This is a genomic window from Pseudomonas sp. GW822-FHT04C11, assembly GCF_058800905.1.
In genome coordinates, this window is sequence record NZ_JBXAMS010000030.1 from 1 (window position 1) to 19,109 (window position 19,109).

Genomic DNA, 19,109 nt, shown 5'->3' on the forward strand with positions numbered 1-19,109 from the left:
GAACTCAGCAGTGAAACGATGCATCGCCGATGGTAGTGTGGGGTTTCCCCATGTGAGAGTAGGTCATCGTCAAGATTGAATTCCGAAACCCCTGTCTGCTTACGCAGACAGGGGTTTTGTCATTTCAGAGGCCGCTAAAGGCTTCAAGCTCCCCGTGAAGACCCTGCCGCCTCGCCCTCCTGCGCGATGATTGGTGCAGAGCGCCTGTGCTGCATGATCAAGCGTCATCAAAAAAACGTAGGTTGAAAGCTCTAGCACGCCATTTAGCGGGCTCATGCAGGGAAAGACGTGCGTTTTGCATAAAAGCCTAAGTTTTCTCGGATCTGTGCCGAAAGACTGGTGAGACATGCGTGCACCAAAGTAGAGCCGCCTTAGAACGGTCTACGGCGTCACATGGAATGTTGCACCCGGAACGCATCCCCACTCCTTGCATAAGAAGTCCCATGAAATGAATCTCAAGTTCAGCCATAAAATCCTTTTGGCCGCTTCAGGCGTAGTGGTTCTGGCTTTTGCGTTGTTCACTTTGTACAACGACTACCTGCAGCGGAATACCATCCAGCAAAACCTCGACTCCTCCGTCCAGCAAGCCGGCGATCTGACGGCCAGCAGCGTCCAGAACTGGCTGAGTGGGCGAATCCTGGTACTGGAAAACCTCTCCCAGAACGTCGCGCACCAAGGCGCCAACGCAGACTTTGCCGGGCTGGTCGATCAGCCGGCCTTCACCTCGAATTTCCAGTTCACCTACGTCGGTCAGTCCAATGGCGTGTTTACCCAACGTCCTGACGCCAAAATGCCCGATGGTTACGATCCACGTCAGCGCCCTTGGTACAAGCAGGCCGTAGCTGCCGACAAAACCATGCTCACGCCGCCCTACATGGCCGCTGTTGGCGGGCTGGTGGTGACGATCGCCATGCCGGTGAAGAAGAACGGTGAACTGCTTGGCGTCGTCGGTGGTGACCTGAGTCTGGAAACCCTGGTGAAGATCATCAACTCGGTGGACTTCGGTGGTATCGGTCATGCGTTCCTGGTCAGTGCTGACGGCCAGGTGATCGTCAGCCCGGACAAAGACCAGGTGATGAAGAACCTCAAGGACATCTACCCAGGCTCGAACGTACGCATCGAGCGGGGGAATCAGGAAGTGCTCCTGAACAAGCAGGCGCGCATCCTGTCCTTTACCCCGGTTACCGGCTTGCCGAATGCTGAGTGGTACATCGGCCTGACGATCGATAGGGATAAGGCTTATGCGCCACTGAGCAAATTCCGCACGTCGGCACTGATTGCGATGTTCATCGCGGTGACCGCAATTGCCGTGCTGCTGAGTCTGTTGATTCAAGTGCTGATGCGTCCACTGACCACCATGGGCCGTGCGATGCAGGACATCGCTCAAGGCGAAGGCGATTTGACTCGCCGTCTGGCGGTGGAAAGCAAAGACGAGTTTGGTGAATTGGGCGGTGCCTTCAACCAGTTCGTGGAGCGGATTCACGCGTCGATTTCCGAAGTGTCGTCGGCCACGCGCCAGGTACATGACCTGTCGCAACGGGTCATGGCGTCGTCGAATGCTTCGATCATCGGCTCCGATGAGCAAAGCGCACGGACCAATAGCGTGGCGGCAGCGATCAACCAACTGGGTGCGGCCACTCAGGAGATTGCCCGTAATGCAGCGGACGCGTCGCAACACGCCAGCGGTGCCAGTGAGCAAGCTGACGACGGTCGTCAGGTGGTGGAACAAACGATTTTGGCGATGACCGAGTTGTCGCAAAAAATCAGCCTGTCGTGCACCCAGATTGAAACCCTGAACGCCAGCACCGACAACATCGGGCACATCCTCGATGTGATTAAAGGCATCTCGCAGCAGACCAACTTGCTGGCTCTCAACGCGGCCATCGAAGCGGCGCGGGCGGGTGAAGCCGGACGTGGTTTCGCGGTGGTGGCGGATGAAGTGCGCAACCTGGCCCATCGCACTCAGGAGTCGGCAGAGGAGATTCACAAGATGATCACCTCATTGCAGGTCGGCTCGCGTGAAGCGGTATCGACCATGAATGCCAGCCAGGTATCCAGTGAGGAAAGCGTCGAAGTGGCGAATCAGGCCGGTGCGCGGTTGATCAGCGTGACCCAGCGGATCACCGAAATCGACGGCATGAACCAGTCGGTTGCGGCCGCAACGGAAGAGCAGACGGCAGTGGTGGAAACCCTGAACGGTGACATCAATCAGATCAACCTGCTGAACCAGCAGGGCGTGGCCAACCTCAACGAAACATTGAAGGATTGCGATGCCTTGTCGCTGCAGGCCAACCGCCTGAAGCAACTGGTGGATAGCTTCAAGATTTAAACCGTTGCATGGATGCAAAAAAACGCGATGAAGTCGGTCTGACTCATCGCGTTTTTTTATGACGAAAATTCCCTACGCAAACAAATTGCGCGCGTTGCTCATCGAGTCATCGGCAAACCCCTGCACGAAGTCCTTGAACCCCGGCATTGCTTCTGCGCCGCCCTGGGCGGGTTCTGCGATGATGGTCCAGGTTGCGCGCGACTTGCCGGCGCTCAGGGGCTCGACACTCATGGCAGCCCACAACTGACCAACGCCCAAGGTGTTGTAGATGGTAGTCCAGGTCATGCTCAGCGCCTGGTTGTCGCGGGAGTTGAGTTGTTCGACGACCAGGTTGCCGTCCTTGAAGAACTTCTTGCGCAGCGACGACACACCTTCGCCGGTCATCTCGATGTGCGACAGCGCCGGGATGAACTTGTCGAAGCCGGCGAAGTTGCCGACCACTTCCCAAACCCGCGACGCCTCGGCGGGTATTTCCACCGACGACACAACGTGGCAGCCGTGCGGGTTTTTGATCAGGGTATCGGGTTGCAGAGTGCTCATGGTCTTGCTCCATTTCTACGGGTGGTGAATCAGATGAAGTTGATTTCTTTCAGGTAGTCGCAGCCGCGACGCAGCAGCGCCGGAGACTTTTGCGGGTAGTGCGTGCCCATTTGCTGCACACCGGCCTGGGCATTGGCGTGGCCGATCATCGAGATGTCGCCGATGTCCTCCTCGAAGCCGTTGAGGTAGAAACCCAGCACGCCAAACAACGCGTTATCGCTGTCGACCCGACCCAGTTGCTGTTGCCAGTCGGCGACGCTGACCATTTGAAACTCGCGGCCGGCCTCGCGGAACGAAGCGACGTAGGCGTCCCAGCTCAGCGGTTCAGGGTTGTGCAGGTTGAACACCGCCTGTTCGGGCTGATAACGGCTGGCGTGAAAGGCGATGAAGCGCGCGAGGAAGTCCACCGGCATCAAGTCGAAGTTCAGTGCGAACTCCGGCACCTGGCCGAGCTGGATCGAGCCTTTGAGCATCAGCATCAGACGGTTCTTGTGCGGCTGGCAGACGCCGGTGAGGCTGTTGAAACTGATGTTGCCTGGTCGGTAGAGGTTGACCCGCACCCCGCGCTCGCGAGCACGCTCAAGGATCCGTTCGCCGACCCATTTGGACAGGTTGTAGCCGTTCTTGATGTAGATCGGCGGAGTCTGCGCGGCGGGTTGTTCGAGCACTCGCCCCTCGGCGTCGATGGTGCTGGAGGCCGACAGCGTGGAGACGAAATTGAAGATCTTCTTGCTGCGCCCTTCGCAGAGCCGCAAGCACTCGAAAATCGGCTCGACGTTATCCCGGGCCAACGACTCGTAATCGAGTACGTGGTTGACGTTGGCGGCGTTGTGTACCAACGCACCGAACTCCCGATCCAGCCGCTCATATACCTCCGGCGTCAGGCCCAGTGCCGGTTGCGTGATGTCCGCTGCGTAGACCCGCACCCGAGTCAGGTCCAGGTGCTCCAGACGGTTCTCACGCAGCGATTCGGCGAAGCGCTGCGCAGCACTTTGCCCGGCACCGTCACGCACCAGGCACGCGACTTCGCTGGCGCCCCAGGCCAGCAGCGCTTCGACGATATGCACGCCGACGAAGCTGTTGGCGCCGGTAACGATGACCTTGTGCACATCGCCCATTCGGCTGACCGGCAAGGGCTGTACATCGAGCTCGCGGAAGGCATCGGCCAGGGCTTTTTCGCTGAGCACTTCTTCGCCGGCAGAACCTCTGACCAGCGTGGCCAGCCTGGCGATGGTCGGGACTTCGATGAAGCGGTTGATCGAGATACTGCGTCCGAACTGCTCGCGTATCTGCAGCAACATGCGCGACAACAGGATCGAGTGCCCGCCCAGATTGAAGAAGTTTTCGTCGGTGGAAATGTCGCCTGCCGGCAACTCCAGCAGATCGGCCCAGAGCTCCAGCAGTTGCGCCTCGTCGGTGGACTCGGGTAACCGACGCTGAAGGTTTTCGAGGACACTGACCGGCATCGCCAGCAGCGCCCGGCGATCGACTTTACCGTTGCTGGCAAAAGGCATGTTCGCCAACTCAGTCCAGGCGATGGGCTGCATGTAGTCCGGCAAGAACTGCTGGGCGTGAGCTTTCAGCGCTTCGCGCGCTACGCCTGGCTGGTCTTCCTGGGGTTGTGCGAGGAACGCCAGAATCCTTCGATGACTGTCGATCACTACGGCCACCTGGCGGAACAACTGGCTGTCGCGCAGGCAGCGCTCGATCTCCTCCGGCTCGACCCGATAGCCGCGGATCTTCACCTGATTGTCTCGTCGTCCACAGAGCTCGATGCCGTCGGCGGTCCACTTCGCCATATCGCCGGTGCGATAGGCACGCAAACTTTGGCCGCCCGGCAAGGGCAATTGCAGGTAGCGTTCGGCGGTCTGCTGCGGGTTGTTCAAATAGCCCAGGCACACCCCCGGACCGACGATGTACAGCTCACCGACGGTCTGCTCGACCACGGGCTGAAAGTTCTCGTCGAGGATCAGCACCTGACTGTTGGCAATCGGTGCCCCGAGGCTGCGATTGCTGTCACCGACCTGCAGTTGTCGGGCGGTGATCAGCACTGTGGCTTCGGTCGGGCCATACAGGTTGTAGAGCTTGCCTTGTTGGGTCAGCTGTTTGATCACATGGGGTTCGCAGACGTCGCCCCCGGTCATCACATGTGCAAGGTCGCGCAACTGATCCAGCGGCAGAATGCTCAGCAGCGCTGGCGGCAAAAACGCGTGGCTGAGCTGATGATGACGGATCAACTCGATCAGTTGCAGCGGGTCACGACGCTGGTCGTCGTTGGGTACGATCAGCTCGGCGCCCTGGATCAGCGCCGGAAAAATATCGATCAACGAGGAGTCGAAACTCAGCGATGAAAACTGCAACACCCGACTCCGTTCCGTCAGCCCGACGTAATCGGCATACCACGCGGTGAAGTGCCCCAGATTGTTTTGGCTGAGCAACACGCCCTTGGGATGACCGGTGGTGCCCGACGTGTAGAGCGCCATGCACGGCGCCTGGCTGCCGGGACGCAGGCGCATCAACGGCAAGCAGGGATTTGCCTCGCGGGCGTCGATGCCACTGATGTCGAGCCCCGGCATCTCATCGCTCAGCGGGTGCTGGCCATCGTGCAACAACAGCACGGCGCCAGCGTTCTCCAGGATGTACTGCTGACGTTGCAGCGGGTGGCTGGGTTCGAGTGGCAGGTACACCGCGCCACTGCCGAGGATCGCCAGAATGCCGGCGAACAATGCACTGGATTTCGGCAGGCAAATACCCACGACCACCGGTCCCTCAACCGCCCGGTGCTGCTCGATCAATGGCAGCAGCCGTTGTTGGATTGCCAGGCTCCGGGCGTACAAGTCGCCATAGCTGAGCACCTCACCGGCAATGTGCAGCGCCGGGCGTTCACGGAAGGTTTTGAAACTCTGTTCGAGCCGCTCGATCATCGGGATTTGCCCGAGTTGCAGCAGCTGCGGTTGCGCGTTGAGGTTTAGCCGGTGGGCATAGGCCAGACTCTCCAGCGTCAACAAGCTTTCTTCACGCTGATGACGACCGGGCGCGGCCGTTGCAGCTTGCGTGAAGTACTCGGCATCGCGGGAAAAACGGCTGACCTCAAGCGCCACGCGGTCAACCAATTCAGCGATGACTCTCAGGCGCAGCGCCTGGCCATTACCAGAGGCTTCGTCGGCGACGGGGACGCGAGCGATCAGTCGCTGGTCGCCGCTCGATATGTAGCGGCACAGCACGTCGATAGGCGGCAGACCGCTGGCGTCTTCAGGTCCCAGGCCCAGGCGCACGCTCAGCTGTGCGCACTCGCCCTGGTCGCGCAGACGTTGCGCCGGAATGGCCAGGCTGCCGTCATCGATCAGCAGCTCGGCGTTACCGACCGATTGTTCGCTCAGGGTGTGGCTGTCGCTCAATCGCGTCAGCGTATGGCCGTGTTGTTCCAGCTCCAGCGCCAGCTCATTCAAGGCCTGGCTTTGACCGATGAGCAGAATGTCGAGACGTCTCATGATGTTCTCCTCGGCTAGATCAGGTAGTCGCTCAGGGCGTCTTGCACGCACGGTGAATCGAGCAGCGAACTGCTGCGGAAAAACCGCACGATGTTGGCAACCAGCGGGTGATGGCGATTGATCGGGAAGGCCAGGCCTGCCACTTCGCTTTTGAGTGCGGCCTTGGCGGCATCGCTGATGTGCAGGTGTTCGATCAACCGGAAATCGAACGATTTCTGAATGTCGTTAGTCAGGTAGTGAGTGATGAATACCGGCAGAATCTTCGCGATCAGTTGGCGGTCGTCTTCGTTAGCCGAGTGCCAATAGATCCGAACCAGCCGTGACCAGAACCCCGAGTGGCGGCCCTCGTCGAGCAAGTGGTCAGCCATCAGGCCCTTGATCGATTGCTTGACCGTGTCGTCCTTGGCGAATGCCGCGACGTCGTTGGTCACGGTGCTTTCCGCGATGGCCACGCAGATCAGCTCAACGGCGCTGCGCAGATGTTCCGGGGCCAGCGCCAACGCTGCAGGAATTGCCCTGCTCAGCTCGATTTCATGCGGCAGTTCGATCGGCGTGATGCCGGTCATGGCCACGGTCTGCTGCATGAAATCCATCGCCACCAGCGCGTGGTAATCCTCATCCACCACCACGGTCATGGCGTCATAGCGACAGGCGAACGGGAAGGGCACGGCGAAGCGATTCTTGGCGATGCTGCGGGCGGTCTTGTCGACGATTTCGGTTTCGAAAATCACCACGTCGTTGATGAACTTATAGAGCGTCTGCACCAATGCAAAGTCGCGTTGTTCCGGGCATTCGCGGACAAAGGTTTCGCTCAGCACCAGCGGTTGGCGGCTCAAGGGATAGATCAGTTTGTCGTCGTTTTCGACCATGCGCCGCGGACGTGTACGGATAGTCGCGCGGTTTTCCCAGGCGTCGGCGAAGGATTGGTAGTCGGCGGCGTTCATGCGCTCACCTCGGCGACCGATTCACGCATGCTCAGGCGCAAGCCGTCCCACAGTGCGATACGGCTTTCCACTGCGGCGATGGCTGCGGCATAGACGTCTTCTTGTCGTTGCGGATCGCCATCGACCAAGCGTGCCAGGAGTGTTTCGGCGGCGGGGCCGTGGTCTTCGGAGTCGACTTCGATGTGCCGCTCCAGGTAGTAACGAAAGGTCGGCGCCTGTTCGATGCCTATGCCCCAATCGTCGAGAATGCGCTGGAACATCTGCGGAATGACGCTTTCACGTCCATGCAAAAACGCAGCGGCAACGCTGTGCCCCGGCGCATACAGCGCGGTGTGCAAGGTGTGCCGGACAAAGTTCGATGCGGCCGGGTCGACGTCCACGCTTTGCAGGGCGACGTCGTAGCTCACGCCTTCCTTTTGCAGGGCGACGAAGCGCTCCACGGCCGCCGTGCTGGCGCCGATTTCGCGCATCGCATCCAGGTACAACTCGAAATGGCTGTAGTGACCGTGATCGAGTCGGTCATCGGACTCTTCGCCAAGGACGATTTCGTTGATCAGGCGCGCCGCTTGAGGGTCTTGGGGCGGTAGCCAGGGCAGCTGCACGCACGTGAGTTCCTGTTGCAGGCGTTTGGTCAGTGACATGAAGTCCCATACAGCAAATACATGGGTTTCCATAAAGCGTTGAAGTATTGACAGTGAATGGATCTCGGCAAAGATAGGGTGAGCGCTCAGGGCTGCTTTTTTTTGGTCGAGAAGTGCTTTATTGGGTTTCATGAGAGACCTATAAGTTGTGAGTTAAGTTGTTCGATTGGCAGAGGTTTATTAGGCGAGTTCAAACACGGTGCGGCCTGATCTTTTTAATAGGCGAACAAGTACCTCAAACAAACGTTGATGCAGTTCATGGTGTTGGCGGACCTTGCCAGGCAAGGCGTTGCGTGCGTCGATGGTGCTTGGCGGTCAGATGCCGAGATGAGTATTACAGACCTTGGCATTGACCGTGCCGACAAGTAAGCGGGAGCTTGAAGTTGTCGGCGGAGAAAAATTAATACATGAAACAAGTAGCGGGCAAGTGTTTTTTATATTATTTGTCAAGTGTATTTTTTTGGGCGCGACAAGTTTCGATAAAACTTCTGGATTAAGTTTTATTGGGATGAAGTTGTTCCTTCCGGCTTATATAAGTCAGAATTTAAATGAGTGAATGCCTCACTCGGAGCAACTTTGTATCTGGGGAGTTGATGTTTTTTTTGATGTGGTGGGCAGGAGGAGGGCACGGCCCATCTCTTCCCGTCCTTTGGCAAGCCTCCTTTTGTTCGTCCATCACGCGAGGGCTGTGCAGGCAGATTTACACGCCGCTCGTCCTTTTTTAGTCGGCAAACCAAGAGTGAGCCCAAAAAGCCAGTACTGCTATCACTGGCGCAGGGAGGGGCAGGGGTTTTCAGAGAGGAAAGTAGGGATTGGTGTCGCCAGCGCTTCTCGAGAACCTGTGCCTCATGGCACAGGCGTCAGGCGCTTACTCGCTGAGCAGGCCCAGATGGGTGTTGATAATCTGCAGCAGACGATGGCGCTGAGTGGTGGTGAAAAAATGATTACCGGTCATTTCTATCAGTTCGAATTCACGGCGAGTGAATTCGCGCCAATTGACCATGCTTTCAAGGGGGGCCAGCGGATCGTCGCTGCCGTAGAAAGCAGTCATCGGGATGTGCAGGCTGCGACTGGAAGGGTCGGCCCAGGACTCGAGCAGTTTCAAGTCACTGTGTATCAGTGCTTCGAAGGCGGCGAGTTGATCGCTGGCTGTTGCATCGAGAAGCGCACCTGGGCTTGAGGGTGCATAACTGTGCCGGATGTTCGGCAGACTATGCTGCGGCGCAGAGGCGGGTCGGGTATCCGGGCTGCGGCAACCGGAAATGAACAAGTGACGGGTTTGCCCCGGGCAGTGGGTTTCACTCAACTTGGCCAGCTCGTAGGCCAGAATTGCGCCCAGGCCATGGCCAAACAGCGCATGGGGTTCGGACAAGTAAGGTTGTAGCGCCGCAAAGGCGTCGACCAGCAGCGGTGGCCATTGTTCGTAGCGAGTCCGGTTCTGCGGATTGTCATGGCCGGGAAGCCTGAACGCGAGTAGTTCAATGTGCTCGCTCAGCGCTTGAGTCCAACTGCGGAACTGCTCGGGGTCGGCACCAGCTTCGCCGAAGCAGATCAGCCTGACGTCCGTCGTCTGGCTGGCGCTGATCACGGTCAGCCATGGAGTGTTCCGGGTGTGCACGGCTTTTCTTGTACGATTCACGTCGATGATTTCTTGCCCTGAGGTTCAAGGCTGTTCAGGTAACGCGTGATGACCTCGACACCCCGGTTCAGGTGGTTCTGAAGCTTTGTTACGGTTAGCGCGATGTCTCGGGCTTGTGCAGCGAGCAGCAGGTCACGGTGATCTTCCTGGGACAGCTTGCCGAGCCCCATGGCTTCAAGGTTGAAGCGCAGAAAGCGTTCCTCTTCCCACAGACCGCCTTCCACCAGGCTGAGGAGCCTGCGGTTGGGCGCCTTGCGGTATAGCGTCATGTGGAACAAACGGTTAAGCCTGCCGATCTCGGCATAATCGGTCTGTGTTTCGAGGTCGTCGATATAACGCTCGGCCTCGGCAAAATCTTCGTCGTCGAGCAGCGGAATCGACAGGCGCAGGGCCTCGGACTCCAGCAGGATACGCAGGGCATAGGTTTCGGCGGCGTCACCTTCGACCAATGGTGCGACAACCGCGCCTTTGTGTGCGACAACATGCAGCAGTGATTGCGCCTCGAGCTGGCGCAAGGCTTCGCGCACCGGCATGCGACTGACACCGAACAGGTCGGCCAGGTCTTGCTGGCGCAGCGCGGTACCGCAAGGCAAACGGCCGTCGAGAATCGCCGAGCGCAGGGTTTCTTCGATCACCGATCGCGCAAGGTGAGCGGGGATTGGGCCGCTGACCGGGATAGTACTTAAAGGGTTGGGCTTCTGTGTCACGACAACGCACCCTGATTAAAATGAAAAATATTGGATCCAATGCACACTAGTGACTGCCTTGCTGGTTGTCAAACCGGCAAAACAAATCAGTTTCCGTTAGTTTTATGCCACTGGCATTGCCACCAAACAGAGCATCACTGGCTACGTTTTTTTCAACTGCTTGCGCTTTCTCAAGTTTAGCGTGCTCGCGGTGATTGCACCGTGCCATTGTCTTTTATCCATCAAGGCTTCACCATCCATCGATTTCCAACCGCCCTTTGGACTCACTGCATTGCAGGCACGTTTCGCTCTCCCTCGGCCCCTGCGCTGGTTGTGTTCAGCACTGCTGATTGCTGGCGTCTTGCTGGGCGGTCTGCATGCCGATTGGGATTTTTCGCTGATCAGCCGCCGGGCCGAAACATTGTACGGGCCGTTGGGTGAAGGCAAGCAACGAATCGATGCCTGGCAACACCTGCTGGCGGCACAGAAGCAAACTCCGGAGCTGGAACAGCTCAATGTGGTCAATCTGTTCTTCAACAAGCAGATGCATTACGTGGAAGACATCGACCTGTGGCACGTCGAGGACTACTGGGCGACACCGATCGAAGCCTTGTGGAAGGGTGCTGGCGATTGTGAGGACTATGCGATCGCCAAGTATTTCAGCCTGCGCCATCTTGGGGTTTCCAGTGACAAATTGCGCATCACTTACGTCAAGGCCCTGCGCCAGAATCGCGCGCACATGGTCTTGACCTACTATTCAAGCCCGGACGCCATGCCGTTGGTACTCGACAGCCTGATGGATGCGATCCAGCCGGCCAGCCAGCGCACCGATTTGCTGCCGGTCTACTCCTTCAATGCCGAAGGGCTTTGGTTGCCGGGTGCCAAGGGCAATAAAAAAGTCGGTGACACCAAGCGTCTGTCCCGTTGGCAGGATGTGTTGAAGAAAATGCAGGCCGAAGGATTTCCGGTCGAGACGACTCACTAGGAGCATGCGCTTAGATGTCTTTGTTCAAACAACTGTTGATCGCTATCTGTCTGTTCCTGGTCGTCGCCTTCAGTGGCAGCTTCATGGTCGGCCTGGAGAGTTCGCGGACCCAGTACGTCAATCAGTTGCGCTCCCATGCGCAGGACGCAGCGACCGCGCTGGCGCTTTCGCTGACGCCGAGCATCGATGACCCGGCGATGGTCGAGCTGATGGTCAGCTCGATCTTCGACAGCGGTTATTACGCGAGTATTCGCGTGGTCGACCTCAAAACCGACAAAGCCATCGTCGAGCGCAGTGGCATTCCGGAAGTCAGCAGCGTGCCCGGCTGGTTCGTCAAATTGATCGCTCTGGAACCTGCTGGCGGTGATGCGCTGGTCAGCCGTGGCTGGGAACAGGCGGCCAGGGTCGAGGTCATCAGCCACCCGATGTTCGCCGTGGCCAAGCTCTGGCAGAGCGCTCTGGGCAGTCTGGGATGGTTGCTGATCTGCGGCGCGTTAAGCGCGGTACTCGGCGCACTGTTACTGCGTCGACAATTGAAACCGCTGGATTACATGGTCAAGCAATCCCACGCCATCGCCCGTCGCGAGTTTCTCAGCCTGCCCGAGCTGCCGCGTACCCCGGAACTGCGGCGCGTGGTGCAGGCGATGAACCAGATGGTCGAGAAACTCAAGGCGTTGTTTCAGGAGCAGGCTGAGCGCAGTGAAAAACTGCGGGTCGAGTCCTATCAGGACACCCTGACGGGATTGGCTAACCGGCGTTATTTCGAGATGCAATTGAACGCCCGGGTAAGCAACCCGGAGCAGGCCAGTTCGGGTTATCTGTTGCTGTTGCGGGTCAAGGACCTGGCCGGTTTGAACCAGCGTCTTGGCGGTCAACGCACCGACCAGTTGCTGCGGTCGGTCGGTGAGCAATTGTCGCGTGAGTGCGCCAGATTCCCGGAAACCCAGAACCTGGTGACGCGTATTCGCGGTGGTGAATTTGCCGTGCTGGCGCCTGGTCTGGTGCGCGAAGAGGCGCTGCAACTGGCGCAGAGCCTGGACAGCGCGCTGGCCAGTCTGTACGCAACCGGGGCGACTGATGTGGCGTCGGTGGCGTCGATCGGTTTGGCGCCGTTTGCCCATGGCGACACGCCGCAGGCGGTGTTGAGCCTGGCGGATCAGGCGTTGTCACAGGCGGAAGCAGAGGGCGAGGTGAACTGGGCGTGCCTGGATCACGGCGCAGCGGCCATTGTCGGCGACGATCACCATGCGTGGCATACCTTGCTCGATCAGGCACTGAATCAGCAGCGATTCGAATTGTACTTCCAACCGGTCGTGGCCAGTCAGGACACGCAGTTGGTGCTGCATTACAAAGTGCTCTCGCGCTTGCTCGATGAGCAGGGCAAGACTATCCCTGCCGGGCGCTTCCTGCCGTGGCTGGAGCGTTTTGGCTGGACCGCGCGGCTGGACCGTCTGATGCTGGAACGGGTGTTGGCGCAGATGGCGGGCCATGAAGACTCGCTGGCGCTGAACCTGTCCGCCGCCACCCTGGCGGATCCGCAAGCCCTGAATAAAGTCTTCGAAATCCTGCGCGAGCATTCCAGTCTGGGACCACGCTTGACCCTGGAGATCGGTGAAGAGCAATTACCTGATCAGGCCGTGCTTGAACAGCTGACCCGTCGTCTGCGTGAGCTGGGCTTCTCCCTGAGCCTGCAGCGCTTTGGCGGTCGCTTCAGCATGATCGGCAACCTGGCGCGGCTGGGACTGGCCTATCTGAAAATCGATGGCAGTTACATCCGTGCCATTGATCAGGAAAGCGATAAGCGTCTGTTCATCGAAGCCATCCAGCGCGCCGCCCACAGCATCGATCTGCCGTTGATTGCCGAGCGAGTGGAGACTGAAGGGGAGTTACGGGTGATTCGCGAGATGGGTGTGTACGGCGTGCAAGGGCAGTTGTTTGGTGAGCCGAAGCCTTGGCAGTAAGGCTTGATCGTTCCCACTCTGCGTGGGAATACAGCCCGTGACGCTTTGCGTCACATGCAGAAGCGGACGCAGAGCGTCCATTGAGGCGTGCCCACGCGGGAGCGTGGGACCGAGCGGCGTTGTGGGGGTTAGATCAACCCGCCTTCATCTTCATCAATCAAGTGACTCAAACCACCCAGCGCTTCGCGGGCCTGGGTCCGGTCCATCAGTTTGGCTTGCGCGGCCGCTGGCAGGTCGGTGACGCGAATCACCCCTTTGCTGGTCAGCACCTGAATCAGGTCGTCGAGTACCCGGATCATCTCCAGGTCGCTTTGCTTGAGCTGCTTGAGGCTGGTCTCCATCACTTCGTTGGCGTACCAGGCCTGGATTTCATGGTGATCGGAGGGCAGCGTTTCTGTAGCCTCCGCGTAAGCCGTCGCTTCCACGCGCACCAACTGGCCTTGCGCATCGCGTTGCACGTAGAACATCGAAAATCCCTCATGAATGAACCCGCGTCGTGCTGTCAGCAGGATAGGCCAACGCGTACGAGTATGCGGTGCCACGACGAAATCGTCACCCGCTGGCGACTGACAGCACCGTGACAGCCGCTCATTACGAGCGGCCGTCAGGGGCTTGATCAGGTGTTGTTGTGGTCGATCTTGATGGTCGGGTCGCTACCGGCGATCAGCGAGTTGATGCTCTGACCGGACCAGTTATTGCCTTCCAGTTTGATCGTCACATCAGCGTTGGCCACGCCGCCGGCCGCGTTAAGCTTGCCTTCGGAGCTGACCTGCAACGTCGACACACCTTCAACCGTGCTGATTTTCAGGAAGTTGTCGATGGTGCTGCCGCTTTCGCCCTGCAACAGATCCCGCAGGTCGATCCGGTCGCCTTCGCTGGCCTTGAAGTCCTTGATCACATCGTTACCGGTGTCGCCGGCCTTCCAGACGAATGTATCGGCACCCGATCCGCCAATCAGGATGTCGTTACCCTGACCGCCGATTAGCGTGTCGTTACCCGTACCGCCCAGCAGGATGTCATTGCCCTTGCCGCCGTCGAGGATGTCGTTGCCACCCTGGCCGAAGAGGATGTCGTTACCGGTACCGCCCAATAGCGTGTCATTACCGTCATGAGCGCCGGACACATCGAACGCGGTGTAGTGCTCGGTGATGTACTGGTGCACGTTGCTGGTGGTGACTTTGCTGAGATCCACGCCGGTCTGCTGGGCCACGAAGGCCTGCATGGCCTGGTAGCCCTCACCGGCAATGCCGTTGAAGCTCACCAGGTCGCCGAACAGGATGTCGTTGCCGTCGCCGCCATTAACCGTATCGGCGCCCGGCATGGTCGCTTCGGTGTGACCGATGATCGAGTTGGCCAGGTTGGCCGGATCGATGTTGCTTTGCGGTTTGCCGTCGGTGTCGAACGGTTTCAGGTCGCTGAGGCTGACATCGCTGTTCAGGCCGATGGCCTCGACCTGCGACAACTTGCCGAGCAACGCGAAGCTGTCGTTGGAGTTGCTGGTGGTACTGCTATCGGAGCTGTAGCCCGTGCCGTCCAGTTTCGACAACTCATAGGTGCCATCGCCTTGAGCGTGGAGCATCCCCAGGTCTTTGCTGACCCAGCGGTTGCCGTTATAGGTCTGCAGCGTCGTTGAACCATCGGTGTTGATGGAGAGGTAATGGGTGTTGTCCAGATACTTGGAGAACGTATTCCCCAAGGTGTAGTTGCTGGTTGTGACGACGTCATCCAGCTTCGCACCACCGCTGTACAGCGTCGGGTTGGTCTGCTCGCCGGACTGATAGTACGTTGGCTTTCCGTCGGTAATGAAATACGTCAGGTTGGTCGCGTTGCTGTTACTGGTGGCCATGCTGCTCTGGAAGAAGTTGGCCGTGGTCTTGAACACGTCTTCGTAGTTGGTGCCGCCGCCGGAAGCCATAGAGTCCAGCACCGACTTGAGCAGGGGCAGGGCATTCGGGTCGTTCAGGTTGACCGCAATCTGCTTGTTGACCTGAGTATCGAAGTCCGCGAGGAAGACGTTCACCGTGCCCGAAGTGCTGGCGCCCAGGCTGTTCTTGAGGGTGTTGAACACCGATGTCAGTGAGTCTTTGGCGGCGCTGATCGAGGTGGCGCTCATGCTGCCCGAGCTGTCGACCATGAACGCAATGTTGTAGTTGGTGCCTGGCACCACGGTCAGCCCGCCGATGTCGGCGATCATGATGTCGTTGCCGTTAGTACCGACGAAATTGTCATCCCCTGAAGTGCCGACCAACGGGTTATACACCGCCGGGTAAACCGTGACCGGGATCTGCGCAGTACTTGGCGCCGAGCCGCCGAGGGACTCGGTGGAAGTCGAGGTGACCGTCAGATTGATCGAGCCATTGAAGTACGGTGGCGGAGTGAGCGTCAGGCTGCCGAGATTCCAGCCAGTGACATTTGCTTCACCGGTGGTCGCCACGGTGAAGGTATGTCCCGCGCCATCGCTCAGCACGGAACCTGCCGGCATACCGCCGATTTTCACGCTCAGGCTTTCGGAGCCGTCGGTGTCGGTCAGTGCGGTGGTGATTTTTGACAGATGAACGCTGCCGCCCTCGGCGCCGGTGTTGAGCTTGTAGCCGTCGTAGTAGCCTTCGCCATTGGTGCCGTGCAGATCGGAGACCGTCACACCAGCATTGATCAGGTCGGTGACACCCGTGTAGATCGGCACGCCAGCGCTGCTCAGGTCGACGGCCGGGGCGCCGTTGACCGACAGGTTGACGTCGTAGCTGCCCGGGCCATTTTGGTTGTGGTGGTAGATGTCCAGGGTGTAGTAACCGCTGGTGGTCGGCGTGAACGATCCGGAGATTTGGCCACCCGCGCCCCACGTGGCACCGGCCACGTTATTACCGCCGATGGTCACCAGCAGACTGTCATCAGCAATACCGCTGAAGCTGTAGGTCTTGCCGGCTTCGAGGTAGATCAGCCCGGAAGTTTTCGACGCGGTACCGGCTGCAACGTTGCTGTCGGACTGCACGTTGCTCACGGTACCGCTGCTGTTCGGAGTACCGGCAGCATCGATCACGGATTTCAGGGTTTCAGCTGGCGCGCCACTACCGCTGGTGCCGAGACCGGCCAGACCGGTCCAGACCTCCTTGATCAGGCCCGTCGAGTTCACGCTGTTGTCGGCGATGCTGAGTGTCGGTGCATCGGCAACGGGAGTGATATCGACTTTCAGCGTGCCGGTGCTGCCCAGCAGTTGGCCGTCGGTTGGCTGGAACTGGATTTGTGCGTAATCCGCCTGTTGATTGCCCACTCCGGTGCCGCCGTAGCCATTGGTGCCGGATTCGTTGGCATCAGGCATGAAGCGCAGCTTGCCTGCGTCGATGTCGGCCTTGCTGAAAGTCTGGTTGTTGGCCACGTCTTTCCAAGTCGAACCGTCCAGGTACTGCAACTTGCCGTCGCCCGGCAGCTGGGTGATTTTCACGCCCAGGCTGGCGGCAGGACTGTCGACATCGCTCACACCGAAATTCGACCAGCCGAGGATCAGCGGCGTGTCTTCAGTGCCGGTGACCGCACCGCCGGTAGCGACCGGAGCATCGTTGACCGCGACCACATTGACGGTGGTGGTGGCGACGTTGGAGTAATTGCTGCCGTCGGTCACGGTCACGGTGATGGTCCGCGGCGTGGTGCTCGGGTCTTCACTGTTGTTGGTGAAGGTGATGTTCTTGATCTGCTGCATGTAGTCGGCCAGCGTTGCATTGCCGGACAGCGTCAGGGTGATCGAACCATCCTTGCTGTTGGCGTTGATGCTGATGCCGTTGACGCTGTTGCCCAGGTTCAGCGAGTCGCCCGGCTGACGGTTGGTCAACACGATGGTGGCGCCGGTCAGCATGGTGCTGTCCGGGTCGGTGATCGTGAGGTCGGTGTCGCCAATCGATACGCCCGGGCCGGTGGTGCCTTCGGTGAAGGTGACGTTGTAATTGGCACCGGTCGCGCCGCTGGAGTTGTTGGCGTCCAGGTCGATGACGGGCGGAGCATCGTTGTCGATGATCGACGTGTTGACGCTGCCATTGGTGCTGCTGACCACCAGGTTTTCGAAGTTGCCACCGCTGGCCGAGTCGATCTTGACCACGATGTTTTCGGTAGGCTCGGTGATCTTGTCATCGATGGTCGCGATATTGAAACTGGCGCTGCTGGCACCCGCCGGGATTTTCACCGTGTACACACCGGTAAAGTCCGAGCCGTCGGTGGCCGTGCCGCTGTAGACGACCTTCAGCGTCACGTCGGTTTGCGCAGGGTGCGTCAGGGTCACGGTGTAGCTGGCGGTCTGGCCTTCGGTGACCTGACTGCTGCCGCTGATGCTGACTTCGGTTTTATCGATGGTGTCGGTGACGCTGGTTACCGCTGGGGTATCGCTGGTGACCAGTTTTTCGAAATTGCCACCGGTGCTGGCGGTGATCTTGGCGTTGACCGAGCCGGCGTCGAGGTAGACATCATCTTTCGGCGCGGCGAAGTTCACCGAACCGCTGGTTTTGCCAGCGTCGATGTTGATGACTGCACCGTTGCTCAGGGTCACGGTCATCGCTGTGCCGGCCGGGTTGGTCAGGGTCGCGGTGTAGGTGATCTGGCCACCTTCGGCGACTGAGCCGGTCGCGCTCAGCGTCAGGTTGGTGGTGTCGACGGTGTCGGTCACGGTGGTGCTGACCGGGGTTTTGTCGGCGACCAGGTTTTCGTAGTTGCCGCCGCTGACGTTGGTAATCGCGTTGGTCAGCGGGGTGTGGCCGACCAGCGCGTCGTTTGGCGCGGTGGTGGTCGCGGTGCCGCTGGACTGGCCGACCGGAATGGTGATGGTCTGGCCGTTGGCCAGGGTCACGATCACTGCCGAACCGGTGACTGGCGCCGAGACGGTTGCGGTGTAGGTGACGGTGCCGCCTTCGGCTGCCGAGTCAGTCGCGGTCAGTTTCACCGTCGAGGTGTCGATGGTGTCGGTGACGTTGGTGACCGCAGGTGTGCTGCTGGTGACCAGGTTCTCGAAGTTGCCGCCGGTGGCGGTGGAGATCGTTGCCTGGATCTTGCCGGCGTCGAGGTAGACGTCGTCTTTGGGTGCGTCGACCACTACGGTGCCGGTGGTTTTGCCGGCGTCGATGTTGATCACTGCGCCGTTGCTCAGGGTCACGGTCATCGCGGTGCCGGCCGGGTTGGTCAGGGTCGCGGTGTAGGTGATCTGGCCACCTTCGGCCACGGAACCGGTTGCGCTCAGCGTCAGGTTGGTGGTGTCGACGGTGTCGGTCACGGTGGTGCTGACCGGGGTTTTGTCGGCGACCAGGTTTTCGTAGTTGCCGCCGCTGACGTTGGTAATCGCGTTGGTCAGCGGGGTGTGGCCAACCAGCGCGTCGTTTGGCGCGGTGGTGGTCGCGGTGCCGCTGGACTGGCCGACCGGGATGGTGATGGTCTGGCCGTTGGCCAACGTCACGATCACTGCCGAACCGGTGACCGGCGCGCTGACGGTGGCGGTGTAGGTGACAGTGCCGCCTTCGGCTGCCGAATCGGTCGCAGTCAGTTTCACCGTCGAGGTGTCGATGGTGTCGGTAACGTTGGTGACCGCAGGTGTGCTGCTGGTGACCAGGTTCTCGAAGTTGCCGCCGGTAGCGGTGGTGATCGTTGCCTGGACCTTGCCGGCGTCGAGGTAGACGTCGTCTTTTGGTGCGTCGACCACGACGGAACCGGTGGTTTTGCCGGCGTCGATGTTGATGACTGCACCGTTGCTCAGGGTCACGGTCATCGCTGTGCCGGCCGGGTTGGTCAGGGTCGCGGTGTAGGTGATCTGGCCACCTTCGGCGACTGAGCCGGTCGCGCTCAAGGTCAGGTTGGTGGTGTCGACGGTGTCGGTCACGGTGGTGCTGACCGGGGTTTTGTCGGCGACCAGGTTTTCGTAGTT

Annotated in this window: 10 protein-coding genes, 1 rRNA gene and 2 pseudogenes; 5 read left to right on the forward strand and 8 right to left on the reverse strand. The window is 59.5% G+C overall.

Features of this window, described 5'->3' with window-relative positions; translation table 11 throughout:
* The 3 genes and pseudogenes from rrf to AC1RJ3_RS29165 all read left to right on the forward strand — a co-directional run.
* Positions 1-75, forward strand: a 5S ribosomal RNA gene (rrf, locus tag AC1RJ3_RS29155); the annotation flags it as partial.
* A gap of 373 nt (positions 76-448) precedes the next feature.
* Positions 449-1,474, forward strand: a pseudogene (locus AC1RJ3_RS29160) (cache domain-containing protein); the annotation flags it as partial.
* A gap of 69 nt (positions 1,475-1,543) precedes the next feature.
* Entirely contained in the window at positions 1,544-2,329 is a 786-nt protein-coding gene (locus AC1RJ3_RS29165) for a methyl-accepting chemotaxis protein (RefSeq protein ID WP_371917687.1), read from the forward strand.
* Positions 2,330-2,401: 72 nt separating this feature from the next.
* On the opposite strand, the gene AC1RJ3_RS29170 is transcribed toward AC1RJ3_RS29165, so the two are convergent.
* The 6 genes from AC1RJ3_RS29170 to AC1RJ3_RS29195 all read right to left on the reverse strand — a co-directional run bounded on the left by AC1RJ3_RS29170 (position 2,402) and on the right by AC1RJ3_RS29195 (position 10,291).
* Positions 2,402-2,869 (reverse strand): SRPBCC family protein, encoded by a 468-nt coding sequence (locus AC1RJ3_RS29170; RefSeq protein WP_493081909.1) that lies wholly within the window; start codon positions 2,867-2,869, stop codon positions 2,402-2,404.
* A gap of 29 nt (positions 2,870-2,898) precedes the next feature.
* Complete coding sequence (locus tag AC1RJ3_RS29175) at positions 2,899-6,360, reverse strand: amino acid adenylation domain-containing protein (protein WP_347928536.1); 3,462 nt, start codon at positions 6,358-6,360, stop codon at positions 2,899-2,901.
* Positions 6,361-6,374: 14 nt separating this feature from the next.
* On the reverse strand, positions 6,375-7,304 hold the full coding sequence (locus tag AC1RJ3_RS29180; RefSeq protein WP_054594983.1) for a diiron oxygenase: 930 nt from the start codon (positions 7,302-7,304) through the stop codon (positions 6,375-6,377).
* Entirely contained in the window at positions 7,301-8,077 is a 777-nt protein-coding gene (locus AC1RJ3_RS29185) for a DUF3050 domain-containing protein (RefSeq protein ID WP_103320469.1), read from the reverse strand. Before AC1RJ3_RS29185 ends, AC1RJ3_RS29180 begins: the two co-directional genes overlap by 4 nt.
* 736 nt (positions 8,078-8,813) lie before the next feature.
* Positions 8,814-9,584 (reverse strand): thioesterase II family protein, encoded by a 771-nt coding sequence (locus tag AC1RJ3_RS29190; RefSeq protein ID WP_347928537.1) that lies wholly within the window; start codon positions 9,582-9,584, stop codon positions 8,814-8,816.
* Positions 9,581-10,291: a GntR family transcriptional regulator gene (locus tag AC1RJ3_RS29195; protein WP_054594986.1), complete on the reverse strand. Its 711-nt coding sequence runs from the start codon at positions 10,289-10,291 to the stop codon at positions 9,581-9,583. Before AC1RJ3_RS29195 ends, AC1RJ3_RS29190 begins: the two co-directional genes overlap by 4 nt.
* A gap of 271 nt (positions 10,292-10,562) precedes the next feature.
* Here AC1RJ3_RS29195 and lapG point away from each other — a divergent pair, with 271 nt between their 5' ends.
* The gene (gene lapG, locus AC1RJ3_RS29200; protein WP_347928538.1) at positions 10,563-11,255 is read left to right on the forward strand and encodes a cysteine protease LapG; all 693 of its coding nucleotides are present in this window, start codon (positions 10,563-10,565) and stop codon (positions 11,253-11,255) included.
* Positions 11,256-11,269: 14 nt separating this feature from the next.
* A complete protein-coding gene (gene lapD / locus AC1RJ3_RS29205) occupies positions 11,270-13,216 on the forward strand; it encodes a cyclic di-GMP receptor LapD (protein ID WP_347928539.1) in 1,947 nt (648 codons plus the stop codon).
* 128 nt (positions 13,217-13,344) lie between these two features.
* Here lapD and AC1RJ3_RS29210 read toward each other — a convergent pair whose 3' ends face one another.
* Together AC1RJ3_RS29210 and AC1RJ3_RS29215 are read right to left on the reverse strand one after the other, a co-directional pair.
* Complete coding sequence (locus AC1RJ3_RS29210) at positions 13,345-13,683, reverse strand: hypothetical protein (RefSeq protein ID WP_054594989.1); 339 nt, start codon at positions 13,681-13,683, stop codon at positions 13,345-13,347.
* 149 nt (positions 13,684-13,832) lie between these two features.
* Positions 13,833-19,109 (reverse strand): annotated as a pseudogene (locus tag AC1RJ3_RS29215) (LapA family giant adhesin); the annotation flags it as partial.